This window comes from Betaproteobacteria bacterium, assembly GCA_016713305.1.
Taxonomy (GTDB): Bacteria; Pseudomonadota; Gammaproteobacteria; order Burkholderiales.
The window spans coordinates 451517-466934 of record JADJPK010000031.1; the positions used below are offsets into that span (position 1 = coordinate 451517).

The 15418-nt window shown below is 66.4% G+C and carries 12 protein-coding genes, 1 tRNA gene and 2 pseudogenes; 7 read left to right on the forward strand and 8 right to left on the reverse strand.

Annotated elements, in window-relative coordinates; all coding sequences use genetic code 11:
* Positions 1–154 precede the first annotated feature (154 nt).
* The 4 genes and pseudogenes from IPK20_23670 to IPK20_23685 form a co-directional block, all read right to left on the reverse strand.
* Positions 155–2494: a pyruvate, phosphate dikinase gene (locus IPK20_23670; protein MBK8019378.1), complete on the reverse strand. Its 2340-nt coding sequence runs from the start codon at positions 2492–2494 to the stop codon at positions 155–157.
* 14 nt (positions 2495–2508) lie between these two features.
* A complete protein-coding gene (locus IPK20_23675; GenBank protein ID MBK8019379.1) occupies positions 2509–4245 on the reverse strand; it encodes a phosphoenolpyruvate-utilizing protein in 1737 nt (578 codons plus the stop codon).
* Between the two features lie 556 nt (positions 4246–4801).
* A pseudogene (locus tag IPK20_23680) lies at positions 4802–6545 on the reverse strand (DEAD/DEAH box helicase).
* 205 nt (positions 6546–6750) lie between these two features.
* Positions 6751–7413 (reverse strand): pyridoxamine 5'-phosphate oxidase family protein, encoded by a 663-nt coding sequence (locus IPK20_23685; protein ID MBK8019380.1) that lies wholly within the window; start codon positions 7411–7413, stop codon positions 6751–6753.
* A 137-nt stretch (positions 7414–7550) separates the two neighbouring features.
* Between IPK20_23685 and IPK20_23690 the strand changes: the two are divergent.
* The 3 genes and pseudogenes from IPK20_23690 to IPK20_23700 all read left to right on the forward strand — a co-directional run bounded on the left by IPK20_23690 (position 7551) and on the right by IPK20_23700 (position 10648).
* Positions 7551–8790, forward strand: a pseudogene (locus IPK20_23690) (DUF1015 domain-containing protein).
* 86 nt (positions 8791–8876) lie between these two features.
* The gene (locus tag IPK20_23695) at positions 8877–9710 is read left to right on the forward strand and encodes a mechanosensitive ion channel (GenBank protein MBK8019381.1); all 834 of its coding nucleotides are present in this window, start codon (positions 8877–8879) and stop codon (positions 9708–9710) included.
* Positions 9707–10648: an esterase gene (locus tag IPK20_23700; GenBank protein ID MBK8019382.1), complete on the forward strand. Its 942-nt coding sequence runs from the start codon at positions 9707–9709 to the stop codon at positions 10646–10648. Before IPK20_23695 ends, IPK20_23700 begins: the two co-directional genes overlap by 4 nt.
* Before the next feature lie 19 nt (positions 10649–10667).
* On the opposite strand, the gene IPK20_23705 is transcribed toward IPK20_23700, so the two are convergent.
* The 3 genes from IPK20_23705 to IPK20_23715 all read right to left on the reverse strand — a co-directional run bounded on the left by IPK20_23705 (position 10668) and on the right by IPK20_23715 (position 12238).
* Positions 10668–11081: a BLUF domain-containing protein gene (locus IPK20_23705; GenBank protein ID MBK8019383.1), complete on the reverse strand. Its 414-nt coding sequence runs from the start codon at positions 11079–11081 to the stop codon at positions 10668–10670.
* Between the two features lie 159 nt (positions 11082–11240).
* Positions 11241–11316: transfer RNA gene (locus tag IPK20_23710), tRNA-Thr, on the reverse strand.
* Positions 11317–11455: 139 nt separating this feature from the next.
* Positions 11456–12238, reverse strand: coding sequence for an enoyl-CoA hydratase (locus IPK20_23715; protein MBK8019384.1), 783 nt, complete (start codon positions 12236–12238; stop codon positions 11456–11458).
* Positions 12239–12391: 153 nt separating this feature from the next.
* Between IPK20_23715 and IPK20_23720 the strand changes: the two genes are divergently transcribed.
* Entirely contained in the window at positions 12392–13183 is a 792-nt protein-coding gene (locus IPK20_23720; GenBank protein MBK8019385.1) for a 2-(1,2-epoxy-1,2-dihydrophenyl)acetyl-CoA isomerase, read from the forward strand.
* Positions 13184–13204: 21 nt separating this feature from the next.
* On the opposite strand, the gene IPK20_23725 is transcribed toward IPK20_23720, so the two are convergent.
* Positions 13205–13633 (reverse strand): transcriptional repressor, encoded by a 429-nt coding sequence (locus tag IPK20_23725; protein MBK8019386.1) that lies wholly within the window; start codon positions 13631–13633, stop codon positions 13205–13207.
* 330 nt (positions 13634–13963) lie between these two features.
* On the opposite strand from IPK20_23725, the gene IPK20_23730 reads away from it, so the two are divergent.
* From IPK20_23730 to pilV, 3 genes are read left to right on the forward strand one after another with little or no spacing between them, the layout of a single operon-like run.
* Positions 13964–14419 carry a prepilin-type N-terminal cleavage/methylation domain-containing protein gene (locus tag IPK20_23730; GenBank protein ID MBK8019387.1) on the forward strand — a complete coding sequence of 152 codons (456 nt, stop codon included), beginning with the start codon at positions 13964–13966 and terminating at the stop codon, positions 14417–14419.
* Position 14420: 1 nt separating this feature from the next.
* Positions 14421–14957, forward strand: a complete 537-nt coding sequence (locus IPK20_23735; protein MBK8019388.1) for a GspH/FimT family pseudopilin — start codon at positions 14421–14423, stop codon at positions 14955–14957.
* A 14-nt stretch (positions 14958–14971) separates the two neighbouring features.
* Entirely contained in the window at positions 14972–15418 is a 447-nt protein-coding gene (gene pilV / locus IPK20_23740) for a type IV pilus modification protein PilV (GenBank protein MBK8019389.1), read from the forward strand.

Here is a 15418-nt window from a genome sequence, read left to right on the forward strand (position 1 = left end):
CGCAAGGAAGAACTGCGGCGTCCGTCGTCACGCAATGCCGCGGCCCGGATTCGTCGGGACCCGGTGCACCGGCAGTAGGCGAACGGACTCAGGCAGGGCCCTGTCCTGACGGCAGCAAATCGAATGCACGGATGATGCGTCCGCGGGACGCCAATCAGGCCACCGCTGCGCCGAGGTCGCGGCGCTTCAATCCCGCAAGGGCCAGCAGTTCTTCGTGGAACTCGAACCACACAGTGTGATAGCTGTCGGCGATGATCCTCGCGACGAACGACGTGTCACCGCCGGAGATGCGTGTGGCGGCTCGTTCCAGCCGGTCGCGGTATAGCGCCAGCCTCGGCACGGCCGCGGTCGCCTGCTCCAGGAAGGGAGCAAATCTCCGGTGCAGCGATGCCAGCCGTTCCAGAATCGCGGTGTCGTACGCGGCATCAGCGTGGTCGTTCACGGCCCCGTCGGCCTTCAACTGCCATCCGGTCATGATGCGCTTGAATTCGTCGTTGTGATCCGCGAACGCGGAATACAACGCCGTCAGGTGCGAGGCATCGACGCCCTGGCGCTCCAGCGCGAGCAGCCTTTCCAGTTCGGCACGCCCGGCCGCCGTGAGTCTCACGCCGGCGCCGAGCTGACACAATCCCCGCTGCGCGAGTGCGCGATAGTCCTTGTCCACGACAGGTTCGGGCAGTGAGAGCGCATCTGCGAGGATGGCCGTGCTGGCGCGACCCTTGAGCGCGGCCGCTCGCAGCAGGACGAGATCGGCCAGTCCGTCCGTGAAGTCCGCCGGGCCGGCCGCGCCGGATTCGTCCTGTGCCTCAGCCATTGCGACAGCGTGCAGGCAGGAGAGCGCGGCAGGCAGGCGCGCCCGGACGACGACCGCGCCCACGCCCGCATGAACGGATGCCTGGATGCCGGCCTCGGTTTCGAGAACCTGGCCGCGGACGGCGATTCCGGGACCCAACGCCTCGCGCCAATGGTCACCGAAGGCGTCGAGATCGACGGCATCTGCAGGAGCCGCGTCCGTCTCGAGCACACGCACTGTCGTCCGTGCAAGCGCCCACCGGATGAGCCTTCGAAGGTCGTCGTTCGCCTCTTCCCGCATGCAATCGACCGTCAGATCGCCGCGCCAGACTCGTCCCGTCGTCCCGTCCATGGTGACCAGGTGCCCCGCCAACCCCATGACAGTGCCGGAACCGCAGCCCACGACACAGGGCCGGCCCAGTTCCCGGCTCACCACCGCGGCGTGGGACGTGGATCCACCCTGCTCGGTCACGAGCCCTCGCGCCGCAATGACGCCGTGCAGATCCTCGGGGCTCGTGGTGGGACGTGCGAGGATGACATCCACTCCCCGATGCGCGCAGACCTCGGCCATCGCAGCTTCGGTCACGACCGTGCCGCGCGCCAATCCCGGGCTTGCAGGTTCGCCGCGCGCATCGGGCAGACGATCCTCGCACTCCGGACGAAGCGCGAGACGCGGCAGCGAACGCATCTGTTCGGCGTCGAGCCGGCCCAGTGCTTCGTCTTCCGAGATCAGCCCCTCGTCGACAAAGGCGATCGCCAGCCGGACCGATGCCTGCGGCGACCGCTTCGCGACGCGGCATTGGAGCAGCCACAGACGCCCCGCCTCCACCGTGTACTCGATGTCCTGCACGTCCTTCGCATCCGTCTCGAGCACTCTGGCCGCCTGCAGAAGTTCCCGGTGGACATCGGGCATCGCGTCGGCGAGGCGTTCCAGCGTATCCGGGGTCGTCTCACCGGAGACCACATCCTCGCCCTGCGCGCGTGGCAGCCACTCGCCCCACGGCAACGCATCCCCGGTGATGGGATTCCGGCTGAACAGCACCCCGGTACCCGAGCGGTCGTCGAGATTGCCGAACACCATCGCCTGGATGGTCACGGCCGTTCCCGCATCTTCGGAGAGTCCGCGGTTGCGCCGGTAGGCGCGGGCACGAGGCGAATGCCACGAATCGAAGACCGCGGCCACGGCTGCGCGCAACTGCGCCCATGGATCCTCCGGCACCGCCTCGAGGCGGCTTCCCAGGACGACGCGACGGTACAGCTGCACGAAGCGCTGCCGCGTGTCGGCTGCAAACTGTCCGTCGCCGGTTTCCGCCGTCAGCGCGGACTCGGCCGTCGCATTGAGCCCAAGATCGAGAATCGTGTCCATCATCCCGGGCATGCTGTGCGCGGCACCCGACCGCACGGAGAGAAGGAGTGGCCGCCGGGCCCCGCCGAATCTGCGATCCGTACCGTCCTCCAGACGTCGGACGTGCGACACGATCCGTCCCCACAAACCATCGGAGAGGATTCGGTTGGAAGAGAAGTAGTCCCTGCACGCGTGCGTCGTCACCACGAACGCAGGAGGCACAGGCAGGCCGAGTTCGCGCATCCGGTTGACGCCCCAGGCCTTGCCGCCGATGTCGTCGCGCGAGAGCCGGCAGGTACCATCGATCGCCGTGACGAGAGGCACCGGCCAGGGCGCCGGAATGTCCGTTGCCGTCATCCCTTCGATCGCTGTCAGAGAAGGGTGACCACGCCGGCGCCGCCATCGACGGTCACCATGCTGCCGTCGGGGATCCGGCTGGTGGCGCCCGTCACGGATACCACTGCCGGAATGCCCAGTTCGCGCGACACGATCGCGGCATGCGAGATCGCTGCGCCGGTTTCCACGACCACCGCGCCGGCCGCGAGGAAGAGCGGTCCCCACGATGCGTCGGTGATCGGCGCCACGATCACTTCGCCGGGTTCGAGATCGATGTCCGCTTCCAGCGATCTGACGATGCGGGCACGCCCCGTGTGGCATCCCGCCGAGACGCCGATGCCATGCAGTTCGCGACCTGCCGCCGCGACTCCCGATGCCTGGCCGTTCCGGTCGCGGAAGACCGCCAGCGGCGGAGGACTCCCTTCGAACACGAACGGAGGTTCCAGGCCCTCCAGCACGGCAAGTCTCGTCGCGCGTTCGGCGAGAGCCGTGGCGAAGACCGTCGGTTCCGCCACGAAGGCGTCGAGTTCGTCGTCATTCAGGAGCAGCACATGCCCCCAGCGCGGCAGGTGTCCACGCCCCGTCATCCTGGTCCCGAGTGCCCGCATGACCCGCCTCGCTTCGTCGTTGAGGCGGGTGCAATGTGTCTTGCCGGCCTCGCGCGCAGCCAGGTAGCGGGCGCACGCACGGGCGGCGCCGACGAACTGTCCCTGGACCTGAGGGTTGCCGGCGAGACGTGCGCTCACGTCGGCGATGGCCGCTTCCCTCATCCGCACCAGTTCGCCGGAACGGCGTTCCGGCGCGGCGTCGTCCGGCACCGTGCGTGTGCGTTCGAGCATGCGCAAGGCGATTTCCGGGTGGTCGCGATAGGTCGGCGAGCGCAGGTCCCACACGCTGATCCCGAGAAAGCCCCAACGATCCAGGAACTGGTTCCACGTATCCAGGAACCGGCGCGCGTCGGGGTCGTTGGACTGCTGCAGGCGTTCCAGCAGACCTTCCACACCGCGATCGAACTCGAGCGAGAGGGACGCCGACGCGCGCACGAGGCGAGACAGGGTCCAGAGCTCGAAGGATGGCTGAGCCGACTCCACGTCTCCCAGCCCCGCCGTGACCGCCGCAGCGAGGTCCTTTGCGCCGACGGCCTCGCAGATCTGCGCGATCACACTCGCCAGGACATTGGCGCCATAGCCGTTCAGGACGTGCTGCCTGAACAGGTGGCGGGCTTCGGGGAGATAGGACCGGAACCGGGCCACCAGTTCCTGGTCGGTCTGCGTGTCCATGGGGACGGTATCCGCGAGGAACGCCTCGAGGCGCCGCAGGTTGTCCGCATTCACCGGGCGCGGATCGTCCACGAACAGCGATTGCAGCCACTGAGACACGGCGGTGGTACGTTCGGGATTCTCGTCCCGCGGATCCGGACGATAGGGCGGGACGTCCGGATAGTCGCCGAAGAGCGATCGATCGATGGCTTCGACGGTCATGCCCGGAATGCGGACAGCCAGGACGCGCGTGACCGACATATTGATGTAGACGTACCCGCCGAAGCAGGCGGTGATCTCGGGCTGTCCCGCCGGCTTGAACTCCTCCGGACTGAATGCCCCGATACCGCAGAACGCGTCGCGCCAGGCCGGCTCCCAGGACTGGCGGCCGAACGCGCTCCACGTGAGCGGTGTCACTGCCTCCACGAAGACCTCGCCGACGTTCCCGCGGGTAAACACCGGAAACCGTTCGCTCGGTTCGTCGTCGCACACCCAGATCCGGCCGTTGTTCACGCTGTCACCCCCCAGGGTTCGTCCGACACCGGACATGAACGGACTGCCAGCTCCATGGATCCTGGAGGGCACTCGCGGACACGTTACCGTCACAATGTAGCGACGAACTGCCTTGGCGACTTGACTTCGATCAATTCACCCGTCTCCTGTCCGCTTCATGCGAGCGGCACAAGACGGGCGGGAGTGCGGACGGGCCGGCCCGTGGCTCCCGGCCGTGAGGGAACAGTGACGTTCGAAAGAACGGGGGGGGCGAAACCTGGTGCCGCGCAGGATGGCGAAGCGGTTCTCCTCATCCACCAGCAATGGGCGCCCGGCGCGATACGTCGGCACCTGTGGCGACCCGGCAGAGGAGTGGGAGAAAAGGGATCGATCCGGGGGAAATCCGGTTCGCGCGGGCACTGTGCGATGTTCCAGTGAAGGTCCTACCGGACCTTCACTGGAACGGACGATGGCGTTGCGCGACCGGCGTGAACCGATCGTCCCGCCGGTGCGCGTTCAAGCCAGAGAGCACAGACGCGCCGGACAACCGCGATCCGTCGTCCGGACCGTGTCTGTATCAACCCATCCGGCGCAGTACGCCGATCGCCTGGGAGAACGCCCCCCGAATGCCTTTCCGCGGCTTGGCATTCCCGCGATTATCGTCTGCCGATCGCGTCGCCCCGGAGGATGGAACGCGGTTTCCATCGATATCCTGAGGCGGCGGCGGGGCGCGGTTTCCATCGACTTCCTGTCGCGGAGGCAAGGCTCGGTTGCCCCGGGAGTCGTCGTCGGTGCGCTCCTCGGGACGCACCTCCTGGCGCAGGGCCTGTCCGGCCGGAGGACGCCGGCGCGCAGGATCGGAACGTGCGCCAGAGTCGGTTCGACGCGGTTCGGTCCGCGCGGCGCCAGGCTGCCTGTTTCCTGTCCTGTCGCGTTGTCCCTGCCGCTGATCCGCCCGGTTTCCCTGGGCGGGTCGCGCACTGCGGTCGCCACCGTGACGCTCTGCAGCGGGTTCGCTCCGCCTCTCGCTGTCCCGGTTTCGCTGCGGCCGTTCACCTCGCGGTGTTCCTTCCGCCGTGCGCCTTTGCCTCGATTCGTGTTTCGGGGCGCTGTCCGACCGGACATTCTCCGCGGCCGGCCTGTCCTGAGCCGCAGCGCGGCTTGCAGCCAGGGCCGCCGCCATGTCGAAGTCGGCGACCGTCTCGCGCGGAATGGGGCGCCGAAGCAGCTTCTCGATGTCGGCGAGGAACGTCTTCTCGTCACTGCCCACCAGCGATACGGCAATGCCATTGCAGCCGGCGCGGCCCGTGCGCCCGATGCGGTGAACGTAGTCTTCGGGCACGTTGGGCAACTCCGAAATTGACCACGACCGGCAACTCGATGATGTCGAGACCGCGCGCGGCGATGTCCGTCGCCACCAGCACCTGCAGATTGCCCTCCTTGAACTGCGACAGGGCCCGTGTCCGGGCGCCCTGGCTCTTGTTGCCGTGAATCGCCAGCGCCGGCAATCCGTCGCGCGACAACTGTTCTGCCAGCCGGTTGGCTCCGTGCTTGGTACGCGTGAACACGAGCACCTGGGTCCACTGGCGCGTCCGCAGCAGATGCGCGAGAAGCAGCCGCTTCGCGCCCTTCTCGACTGCGATGGCCCGCTGATCGACCAGTTCGGTCGGCGTATTGCGCCGGGCCACTTCCACGGTGGCCGGACGATCCAGCAGGCCGTCGGCAAGACTGCGGATCTCGTCGGAGAAGGTGGCGGAGAACAACAGGTTCTGCCGGCGCTTCGGAAGCATCGCAAGCACCTTGCGGATGTCGCGGATGAAACCCATGTCCAGCATCCGGTCGGCTTCGTCCAGCACGAGAATCTCGACGGCCGACAGATCGACCGTCTTCTGCCCGGCGTGATCCAGGAGCCGGCCCGGGGTGGCGACGAGGATGTCCACCCGTTCCCGCAAACGAGACGCCTGCGGCTGGAATCCCACACCGCCGAACATCACCATGGACTTGAGATCGAGATGGCGGCCGTATTCGCGGACGCTCTCTTCCACCTGCGCCGCAAGTTCCCGCGTGGGCGTGAGGATGAGCGCTCGAATGGGTGCGCGCTTGCCGGAACCATGGACCGGCGGGGTCGTGCTCAAGCGCTGCAGGATGGGAAGGGTGAACCCGGCGGTCTTTCCGGTTCCTGTCTGGGCCCCGCCCAGAAGGTCGCCGCCGGCAAGAACGACGGGGATGGCCTGGATCTGGATGGGAGTGGGTTCGGTATAGCCGCGCTCTGCGACGGCACGGAGGATGGGCTCGGAGAGCCCGAGAGACGCAAAGGACATGAAACTCCGGATGGCGACCGCGCCGGTCCGCATCGCCCGTGAGGCGATTCCAGTCAGGGAAACCGAAGCGTGGTTTGAAAGGTGATTCGAGGGGCGGCGAGGGGACTGGACGACGAGGCCGCGGGACGGACTGTAGCACAGAGCCGCCGCGCGCATTCAGTCGCGGCGGCTCCCGCTCATGACATGGGGATCGGACAGGCGAAGTTCAAGCGTCCGGCGCGCCCGTGGCGACCTTGCCGAACCATTCCTCGATGGACAGCAGACCGCCTGCCTTTTCGGCGCGGCCCCGGTCCGCCATCGGCAGATCACCCTGCACGAGATCGATCCGCTTCCAGCCGGCCAGGGGCGTCTCGCACTGGGCACGCGGCACGTAGCGCGATGCGGACACCTTCTCGTGACGATGAACGTAGCGGGGACAGTTGGGCCATACCTCGGTCACGTTCACTCGGACGACAAGCTGCGCCTCGACGAATTCCAGCAACAGCGGATCGTTCTGGTCAATCGTCGCCTCGCCCTGCACGCGCATCCGGTTGGGTGTCGTGAAATCGATGAACAGCAGTCCGACCTTCGCGTTTCCGGCCACGTTGCCCGCCGAGTAGAACATGCCGTTGCCGTCGTAGAGCGGAAAGGCGAGCGTCGTTGCGTCAAGCACCCGTACGAAGCCCGGGTCTCCGCCCTTGTAGGACACGGTCGGGCGGCCTTCGTGGTCCACGGTGGCGAGAAAGAACATGTCCCGGCTCTCGATGAACGCCTTGTCCATCTCCGAAACCTCCGTGTGCACGGCCAGTTCCTCGATCTTGTCGGCGAGGCGGCGGCTGTCGTGCTGATCCTGATAATTTCTGTGATGCGCTCCGTAGAGTCGGCTCACGGGAGATCCTCCTTCATTCATTGTTGGAATGGGTCCGGGGACAGTAGCACAACCTCCAGCGCATGCCGCCACGCGGGGACGACCGGGCGCGCGCGGCGTGCGTACAATCGGGAATGTCCAGTCCCGTGGTTCAGACCGTGTCCCTGATTCTCCCTTTCCGTGCATTGCGTCCTGCCCGAGGACGGGCGGCCGATGTCATCGCCCCGCCCTACGACGTGCTCTCCACCGACGAAGCGCGTGTCCTCGCCGCAGACCGGCCCTGGAGCTTTCTGCACGTCTCAAAGCCCGAGATCGACTTGTCCGCGGATACCGATCCCTATTCGGATGCCGTCTATGCCAAAGGAAAGGAGAACCTGCTGCGGATGATCGGCGAGGGCGTGCTCCGCCGCGACCGCACGGCGATGTACTACGCGTATCGCCTGCGCATGGGCGATCACGTCCAGACCGGTCTCGTTGCCGCCGCTTCCGTCGAGGCGTACGACGCCGGACGTATCCGCCGGCACGAGTTGACACGTCCGGACAAGGAGGACGACCGCGTGCGGCAGATCGAGGCGGTCGGTGGACACACCGGCCCCGTATTGCTCGCCTACCCCCCGGCGGGCGATGTCGACACACTGCTTGCCGAAGCCACGTCCGCCGCTGCTGACGATGTCGCGACCGGCCCCGGGGGCGTCGAGCACGCGTTGTGGAGCATCGGCTCGGGGAGGCTGCAACAGCAGCTATCCGATGCGTTCGAGGCCATGCCGGCGCTGTACATCGCCGACGGCCATCACCGGTCTGCTGCCGCCTCCCGGGTGGCCAGCCAATCGCCGAGAGTCAGGCAGTTCACCGGACCAACCGTCGCAACGGTTCCTGGTCGTGGCGTTTCCTCATCACCAGATGAAGATCCTCGCCTACAACCGCGTCGTCCGCGACCTCGGCCGCCATGGACCGGAAGCGTTCCTGCGTGCGCTGGAAGAGCGATTCGAGGTTCAGGAAGAGGCGCAGGCCGTGACGCCGTGCAGAGCGGCTCAGTTCGGACTGCGGCTGGGCCCTCGTTGGTACCGTCTCACGCTCAAGGCCCGATGGACTGAAGCCGGCGATCCGGTCGGGAAGCTCGACGTGAGCCTCCTCGCCGCGCACGTGCTCGAACCGCTGCTCGGCATCACCGATCCGCGGCGGGACAGGCGGATCGACTTCGTAGGCGGCATTCGCGGCGTGGCCGAACTCGACCGGAGGGTCGATGGTGGTGAATGGGCCGCGGCCTTCTCGATGTTTCCCACGCAGATGACGGATCTCATGGCTGTCGCCGACCAGGGCATGATCATGCCGCCGAAATCCACGTGGTTCGAACCGAAGCTCGCCGACGGCATGGCGTCGCTCATGCTGGACGGCTGATTCCTGCCGGACCGCCGGTGTTGGCGGCAGTCCGGCCTTTCGGACAACACGGACATCCTCCACTGAACTCGAGACATCAGAACAACATGGACGAACATCTCGAAACCCTGAGTCAGGTCAAGGTCGCAGCGGTAGACATCGCCATCCGGTTCGGTCCCAAGCTGTTCACCGCCGTCGTCATCCTCGTGGCAGGCGTCGTCGCGGGCCGATGGGTCGCCCGGGCCCTGGACGGGGGCCTGGACCGGTTCGAACTGGAGCCGCCGGTGCGCGCTCTGCTCACGCGGGTCGTGCGGATCATGGTCTTCGGCCTGTTTCTCATCATGGCGCTGCAGAATCTCGGTGTCGAACTGCTGCCGCTCATTGCGGGCCTGGGCGTTGCCGGCGCCGGCATCGCCCTGGCCATGCAGGGCGTACTCAGCAACGTGGTGGCCGGCCTCACCATCATCTTCACCAAGCCCTTCCGCGTGGGCGAATACATTTCGGTCGTGGGCGTGGAGGGCGAAGTCGCGCACGTTGCCCTGTTCAGCACGACGCTCCAGCATGTGGATCTCTCGCGCGTCGTGATACCGAACCGCAAGATCGTGGGCGAGATCCTGCACAACTACGGCCGCATCCGTCAGGTCAGGAACGTCGTGGGCGTGTCCTACGACACGGACCTCGGTGCAGCCCTGCGGGTCGTACGTGAAGTGCTGGCAGCGCACCCCAAAGTGCTCCAGGATCCGGCCCCGGACGTGCAGATCGAAACGCTGGCGGACTCCTCCATCAACATCGCGATCCGGCCCTGGGTGAACGTGCCGGACTACGGGCACGTCTCGGGCGAGCTGAACCAGGCCGTGGCCGAGGCGTTCCGCGACAGGCACATCGTGATTCCCTTCCCCCAGAGAGAAGTGCGGCTCGTGGGCGGCGTCGCATCCGCATGACCAGCCTCGCGGCTCTGCGCCGGCTCGCCGCCGCCTTTGCGACCGTGCTGATCGCGCCGTGCGTTCTGGCACAGTCGGCGCCCCTTCGCGAGACGCTTCAGCACGGGGGCCTTGCAAGAACGTACTTGATGCAGGTGCCGCGAGGTGGATCGGCCACCGTACCGCTCGTGATCCTGCTTCACGGGGGAACCCAGGACGCCGAGCGGATCTGGCCCAGGACCCGCTGGCCGGAGGTGGCAAGACGCGAAGGAGTGCTGCTGGTGGCGCCGGATGCCGTCGACGGCAACTGGAATGACGGCCGCCGCGTCTACCTGTCGGGCGGCGATCCCACCGCCATCGACGATGTGGGTTTCCTGTCCGAACTGGTGGGATCGCTCGTGGCGCGGCATCGCGCGGATCCCGGCCGGGTGTTCGTGACCGGCGCATCGAACGGCGGCGCCATGGCATGGCGGTTCGCCTGCGAACGCAGCGAGATCGTCACCGCCATCGCGCCGGTCATCGCGACGATGCTGTCCGATCCGGATCGGCGTTGCCCTGCCTCCCGGCCCGTCGCGGTACTCGCGATCTTCGGCACGGCCGATCCGCTGATGCCTTTCGACGGGTCTCCTGTCCGCACGCGTACGGGACAGATGAGCGAACCGCGCCTGTCCGCTGCCGCATCGGTTCAGTGGTGGGCGCAGCGCAATGGCTGCGGAACGACACCTGTCGCCGAGGATCTCCCCGACAGGGTCACGACCGACGGTTCGACGGTACGCCGGTTCGTCTATCCCGGCTGCCCCTTCAACGCCGACGCCATACGGATCGACGTGCTGGGCGGTGGCCATACGTGGCCCGGGGGACGGACGGGCTGGTTGCAGAAGCAGGTGCTGGGTCCGACCAACCGGGACATCGACGCGGCCGAGACTGCGTGGAACTTCTTCCGGGAAAGACGGCGCTGAGCGGCCCGAAAGCAGATGTTCAGCCGGACGATCCGAGCGAGAGCGCGTGCATGAACTTCATCGCAGCATCGGCATCGGCCGCGAGCGAGAGGAATCCGTCGGGACCTGCAAGACGCTCGATCAGCTCGCGGGACTCCCCGAGGCCGGCGTAGTTCATCGACCAGGCAGCGAACCGGCGCTGGGCCGGATAGCCGAACTGCAGGATCGTCACGTCGCGGTGCCGCGCATCCCGAAGTATCCGGTAGAAGGTCCGGCAGACGGCTTCCCGCGGTCCTTCCAGCAGTTGCAGGAACAGATCGCCCCCATACACAAGCATGCCGGTGACGCCGTCTGCGGCATTGCGCCGCCGCGAGGCCTCGAGAATGGTCATGAGTTCCCGGCTCGACGGAGCGTCCACCGCGAAACTCGTGTAGATGAGATGCACCAGTGGCATGAGTGATGTCCCCGACGAAGGCCCGATCGACGCGCGCGAAGGGCGCCGCAGGCAGAGTCGGGCGATGCACGGCGAAGTATGAGACGACCGGCGGTCCGAAGTGAAGCCTTGCCGCACGTGAAACGGGGCCCGGATCTGCATCCGGGCCCCGCGAGAACTTGGTGCTGGTGAGACGAATCGAACGTCCGACCTACTGATTACGAATCAGTTGCTCTACCGACTGAGCTACACCAGCGAAAGAGGGCGCGGAGTATATCCCACGCCCGCCGATTTCTCCAACCGGAAAAACCCCCTTCGAGGGGAAGGCGCCAGGCGTCTTCCTCGGGACCGCCGTATCGGATCCGGCCAGGGCTCATGCCCCGGACGGGACCGCGTCAGCGATGCTTGAACGCGGGCTTGCGCTTTTCCACGAAGGCCGACATCCCTTCCTTCTGATCCTCGGTGGCGAATGCGGAATGGAACAGCCGGCGTTCGAACCGGACACCTTCGGCCAGGGTCGTTTCGAACGCGCGATTGACCGACTCCTTGGCCATCATCACGATCGGTTGGCTCAACTCCGCGATCTTTGCGGCTGTCGCCACCGCTTCTTCCAGCAGACCGGCGAGCGGAATCACCCGGCTCACGAGACCCACCCGCTCCGCCTCGGCGGCATCCATCATGCGTGCCTGGCCCAGCAGCACCATCTCCATCGCCTTGGACTTGCCCACGAAACGCGGCAGCCGCTGCGTGCCGCCCGCCCCGGGGAGGATGCCCAGGTTGATCTCGGGCTGCCCGAACTTCGCGTTGTCGGCCGCCAGGATGAAATCGCACATCATGGCCAGTTCACAACCGCCGCCCAGCGCGAAGCCGGCGACCGCCGCGATGACCGGTTTGCGGCAACGGGTGACACGCTCCCATTCGGCCGTGATGAAATCGGACTTGTAGACGTCCATGTAGGACTTGGTCTGCATGTCCTTGATGTCGGCACCGGCGGCGAAGGCGCGTTCGCTGCCGGTGATCACGAGAGCGCCGATGTTCTCGTCCGCCTCGAAGGTGTCGATGGCCGAGGCAAGCTCGCGCATGAGGGCGGGCGACAGGGCATTCAGCGCCTTGGGGCGGTTCAGCGTGATGAGTCCGACCTTACCGCGGGTCTCGACCAGGATGTTTTCGTACGTCATGACCTTTCTCGATGACTCCGGCCGGCCTTCGCGACGCTTCTGGACCACGGCAAAGCGCCCTGACCGCAACCGGTGGATGGGATAATTGGGCCTCCCCGCGCGATGACCTCGCCGAGAGCAGGCGCGGCGGCACGATCGCGATGAGGATGCACGATGGACTACAGCTCGATTCTATTGGATGTCACGGAGGGCGTCGCGACCCTCACCTTGAACCGGCCCGACCGGTTGAATGCCTTCACGGCGTCGATGCACGTCGAGATCCGGGATGCGCTCACACGGATCGAAGCGCCCGGCGCGGCACGGGTGCTGGTCATCACGGGGGCCGGGAGGGCGTTCTCCGCCGGCCAGGATCTCACCGAATCCGGGAACATCGACGGTCCGGAGGCCTTCGACGCCGGCAGGGCGCTGGAGGACAACTACAACAAGCTGCTGCATCGTCTGCACGCGCTCCCCATGCCGGTCATCGCCGCCGTCAACGGCGTTGCCGCGGGCGCCTCCGCGAACATCGCGCTCGCCTGCGACATCGTCATCGCCGCGCAGTCGGCCACCTTTCTTCAGGCGTTCGCGCGCATCGGGCTGATCCCCGATGCAGGCGGCACCTACGTGCTGCCCCGGCTCGTCGGAATGGCCCGTGCCATGGGCCTTGCGATGCTGGCCGAACCCCTCTCCGCGGAACTGGCCGCGCAATGGGGGCTCATCTGGAAGTGCGTGGACGACGCATCCTTCGCTTCGGAGGTCTCCGCGCTGGCGGGCCGTCTGGCCGAGGGACCCACCGGAACCTACGCGCTCATCAAGCAGGCGCTCTACGCGTCGGTGGACAACGATTTCGCGAAGCAGCTGGCGTGCGAGGTGAACCTGCAGCGCAAGGCCGCTGCAGCGCCTGATTTCCGCGAAGGCGTGTCCGCCTTCCTGGAAAAGCGCGCCCCCCGATTCTCCGGCGGCTGACACCGCCGGCCGCGCACCGCGTCAGGCAGCGCCGTCCCTGCTGCCCTTGACGCGGATGATGAGATCCACCCCCGCGCACACCTTGCCGGAAGGAAGTTCCGGGAGTCCGGTGATCGATATGTGGGAGGCATCGATGTCGGTGATCTCGCCCGTCTCCACGTCGAACAGATGGTGGTGAGGGCCGGTGTTGGGATCGTAGAAGACCTTCGCCGGGTCGACGATGACCTCTCTCACGAGGCCGGTTTCCACGAACAGCTTGAGCGTGTTGTAGACCGTCGCCTTCGATGTCTCGGCATGCCGCTCGTTCACGATGGCCAGCACCTGGTCCGCCGAGACGTGGCTCATGCGGGAGAAGAGGGCGTGGGCAATCTCCAGGCGCTGATGCGTCGGACTGATTCCGAACGAACGCAGCCGCGCGGTGAGATTCTCGCGGGAAAGGCCATTTTTCATCATGTCCCGAAGTCTAAGATAAGAATTGGACTCTGTCTAATAACGTCGGAGCGGGCCGTGGACCTCGGTCCCGGGCACCAGGCCTTGGTGCCAAGACCCTGGTACCGAGACCCTGGTTCCCAGGAGGTTCGGGGCGGCCTTCGGCGGTCGATAGAGCCCAAGGCTGCGGCTGACCGGCCCTCGGGACCAGGCACTGAAGACTGTGGCTCGGGTCCGGAGAACCGCCGGATTCGACCGGTCGTTCCGTCAATCCGACCGCCCGTCGGGCTCCGGTGGTCAGCACGTCCCTCCCCTTCTACCCTTCCCATCGTCAAAAGCGGAGATGCGCCCATGAAGCAGCAAAGCGGTGTGACCCTCATCGAGCTCCTGATCGCCTGTGCCATCGTGGGTGTGCTCGGTGCGATTGCACTACCGGCCTATCGGGATTACGTGATCCGGGGCAAGCTGACCGACGCGCAGTCCCAACTGGGCGCCACCCGCACCCGTCTCGAACAGTATTACCAGGACAACCGCAGCTATCCACCCCAATGCGGCGGGACCGCGGCAGGTCTCCCGGCTTTCACGCTTCCGGAGACCACCAGCTATTTCGCGGTGACCTGCGCAGCCGGCGCAACTGTCGGCCAGACCTTCCTCTTGACCGCGACAGGCCAGACCGGAGGCGGCACCGGAGGCTTCATCTTCACCATCGACGACCAGGGCAATCGGAACACGACAGGCGTGCCCTCCGGCGGCGACTGGAGCACGCGGACCGGTTGCTGGGTCGTCAAGAAGCCGAACAACTGCTGACATGCGTGCCCGACAGTCTGGCGTCACCCTGATCGAGTTCATGATCGGATTCCTGATCCTGGGAATCCTGGTCGGGCTCGCCGTGCCGTCGTTCCGCGACTGGATCATCAACAGCCAGGTGCGCACCGCCACGGATTCGATCAACGATGGACTGCAGCTCACGCGGGCCGAAGCGGTCCGCCGCAACAGTCCGGTCCGCTGGCGACTGCCTGACGAAACCACGTCGGGCTGGGTGATCGAGGCGCTCAACCGCACCACGGCCGCGTGGGACCAGATACAGGTCCGAAATGCCGGGGAGGGAACCACCAACGTCGTGGTCGCTGCGTCCCAGACCACCGTCACCTTCGTCGGCTCCGGCTTCGTGTCGCCACTGCCGGCGCAGAACATCACCATCAACGTATCGAATCCCAACGGCGGTGACTGCCTCACCCAGGCAGGCGTGGGCGATGTGCGGTGTCTGCGAGTGACCGTCACCCCGGGCGGTTCGATACGCATGTGCGATCCGGCGTCGCCCTCCACCAGCGCGTCCGCCTGCTAGGAAGGTCATCTGTCATGCGCGCATCCCTCAGAACGGCAAGATCGCAGAGCGGCGTGATGATGCTCGAAGCGCTCATCGCGATTCTCATCTTCTCGCTGGGCATCCTGGCCATCATCGGTTTGCAGGCGGAGTCCATCCGCAACAGCTCGGAGGCGAAATTCCGGTCGGATGCGAGCTTCCTGGCCAATCAGGTGATCGGTTACATGTGGGCCGACCGGGCGAACCTCGCGCTGTACGCACACCGGCCCACCGGCCCCATCTGCGCACCGACGGGGGCGAACTCCGCGAACGCCAACGTGACGGCATGGCTCGCGAACGTCGCGGCGCTCCTGCCCAGCGCCACGTCCGCCAAGCAGTCGATCACCGTCAACGCGGCCAACCGCCAGGTCACGGTACGGGTGTGCTGGGAGTCGCGTACGGGCCAGCACAACTTCATCGTGACCACCCAGCTCAGCAACTGA

Coding starts and splice junctions, on each gene's coding strand:
- IPK20_23670 (MBK8019378.1), bottom strand. CDS start 2,494: ATGACGGCAACGGACATTCCGGCGCCCTGGCCGGTGCCTCTCGTCACG.
- IPK20_23695 (MBK8019381.1), top strand. CDS start 8,877: ATGGACGAACATCTCGAAACCCTGAGTCAGGTCAAGGTCGCAGCGGTA.
- IPK20_23700 (MBK8019382.1), top strand. CDS start 9,707: ATGACCAGCCTCGCGGCTCTGCGCCGGCTCGCCGCCGCCTTTGCGACC.
- IPK20_23705 (MBK8019383.1), bottom strand. CDS start 11,081: ATGCCACTGGTGCATCTCATCTACACGAGTTTCGCGGTGGACGCTCCG.
- IPK20_23715 (MBK8019384.1), bottom strand. CDS start 12,238: ATGACGTACGAAAACATCCTGGTCGAGACCCGCGGTAAGGTCGGACTC.
- IPK20_23720 (MBK8019385.1), top strand. CDS start 12,392: ATGGACTACAGCTCGATTCTATTGGATGTCACGGAGGGCGTCGCGACC.
- IPK20_23725 (MBK8019386.1), bottom strand. CDS start 13,633: ATGAAAAATGGCCTTTCCCGCGAGAATCTCACCGCGCGGCTGCGTTCG.
- IPK20_23730 (MBK8019387.1), top strand. CDS start 13,964: ATGAAGCAGCAAAGCGGTGTGACCCTCATCGAGCTCCTGATCGCCTGT.
- IPK20_23735 (MBK8019388.1), top strand. CDS start 14,421: ATGCGTGCCCGACAGTCTGGCGTCACCCTGATCGAGTTCATGATCGGA.
- pilV (MBK8019389.1), top strand. CDS start 14,972: ATGCGCGCATCCCTCAGAACGGCAAGATCGCAGAGCGGCGTGATGATG.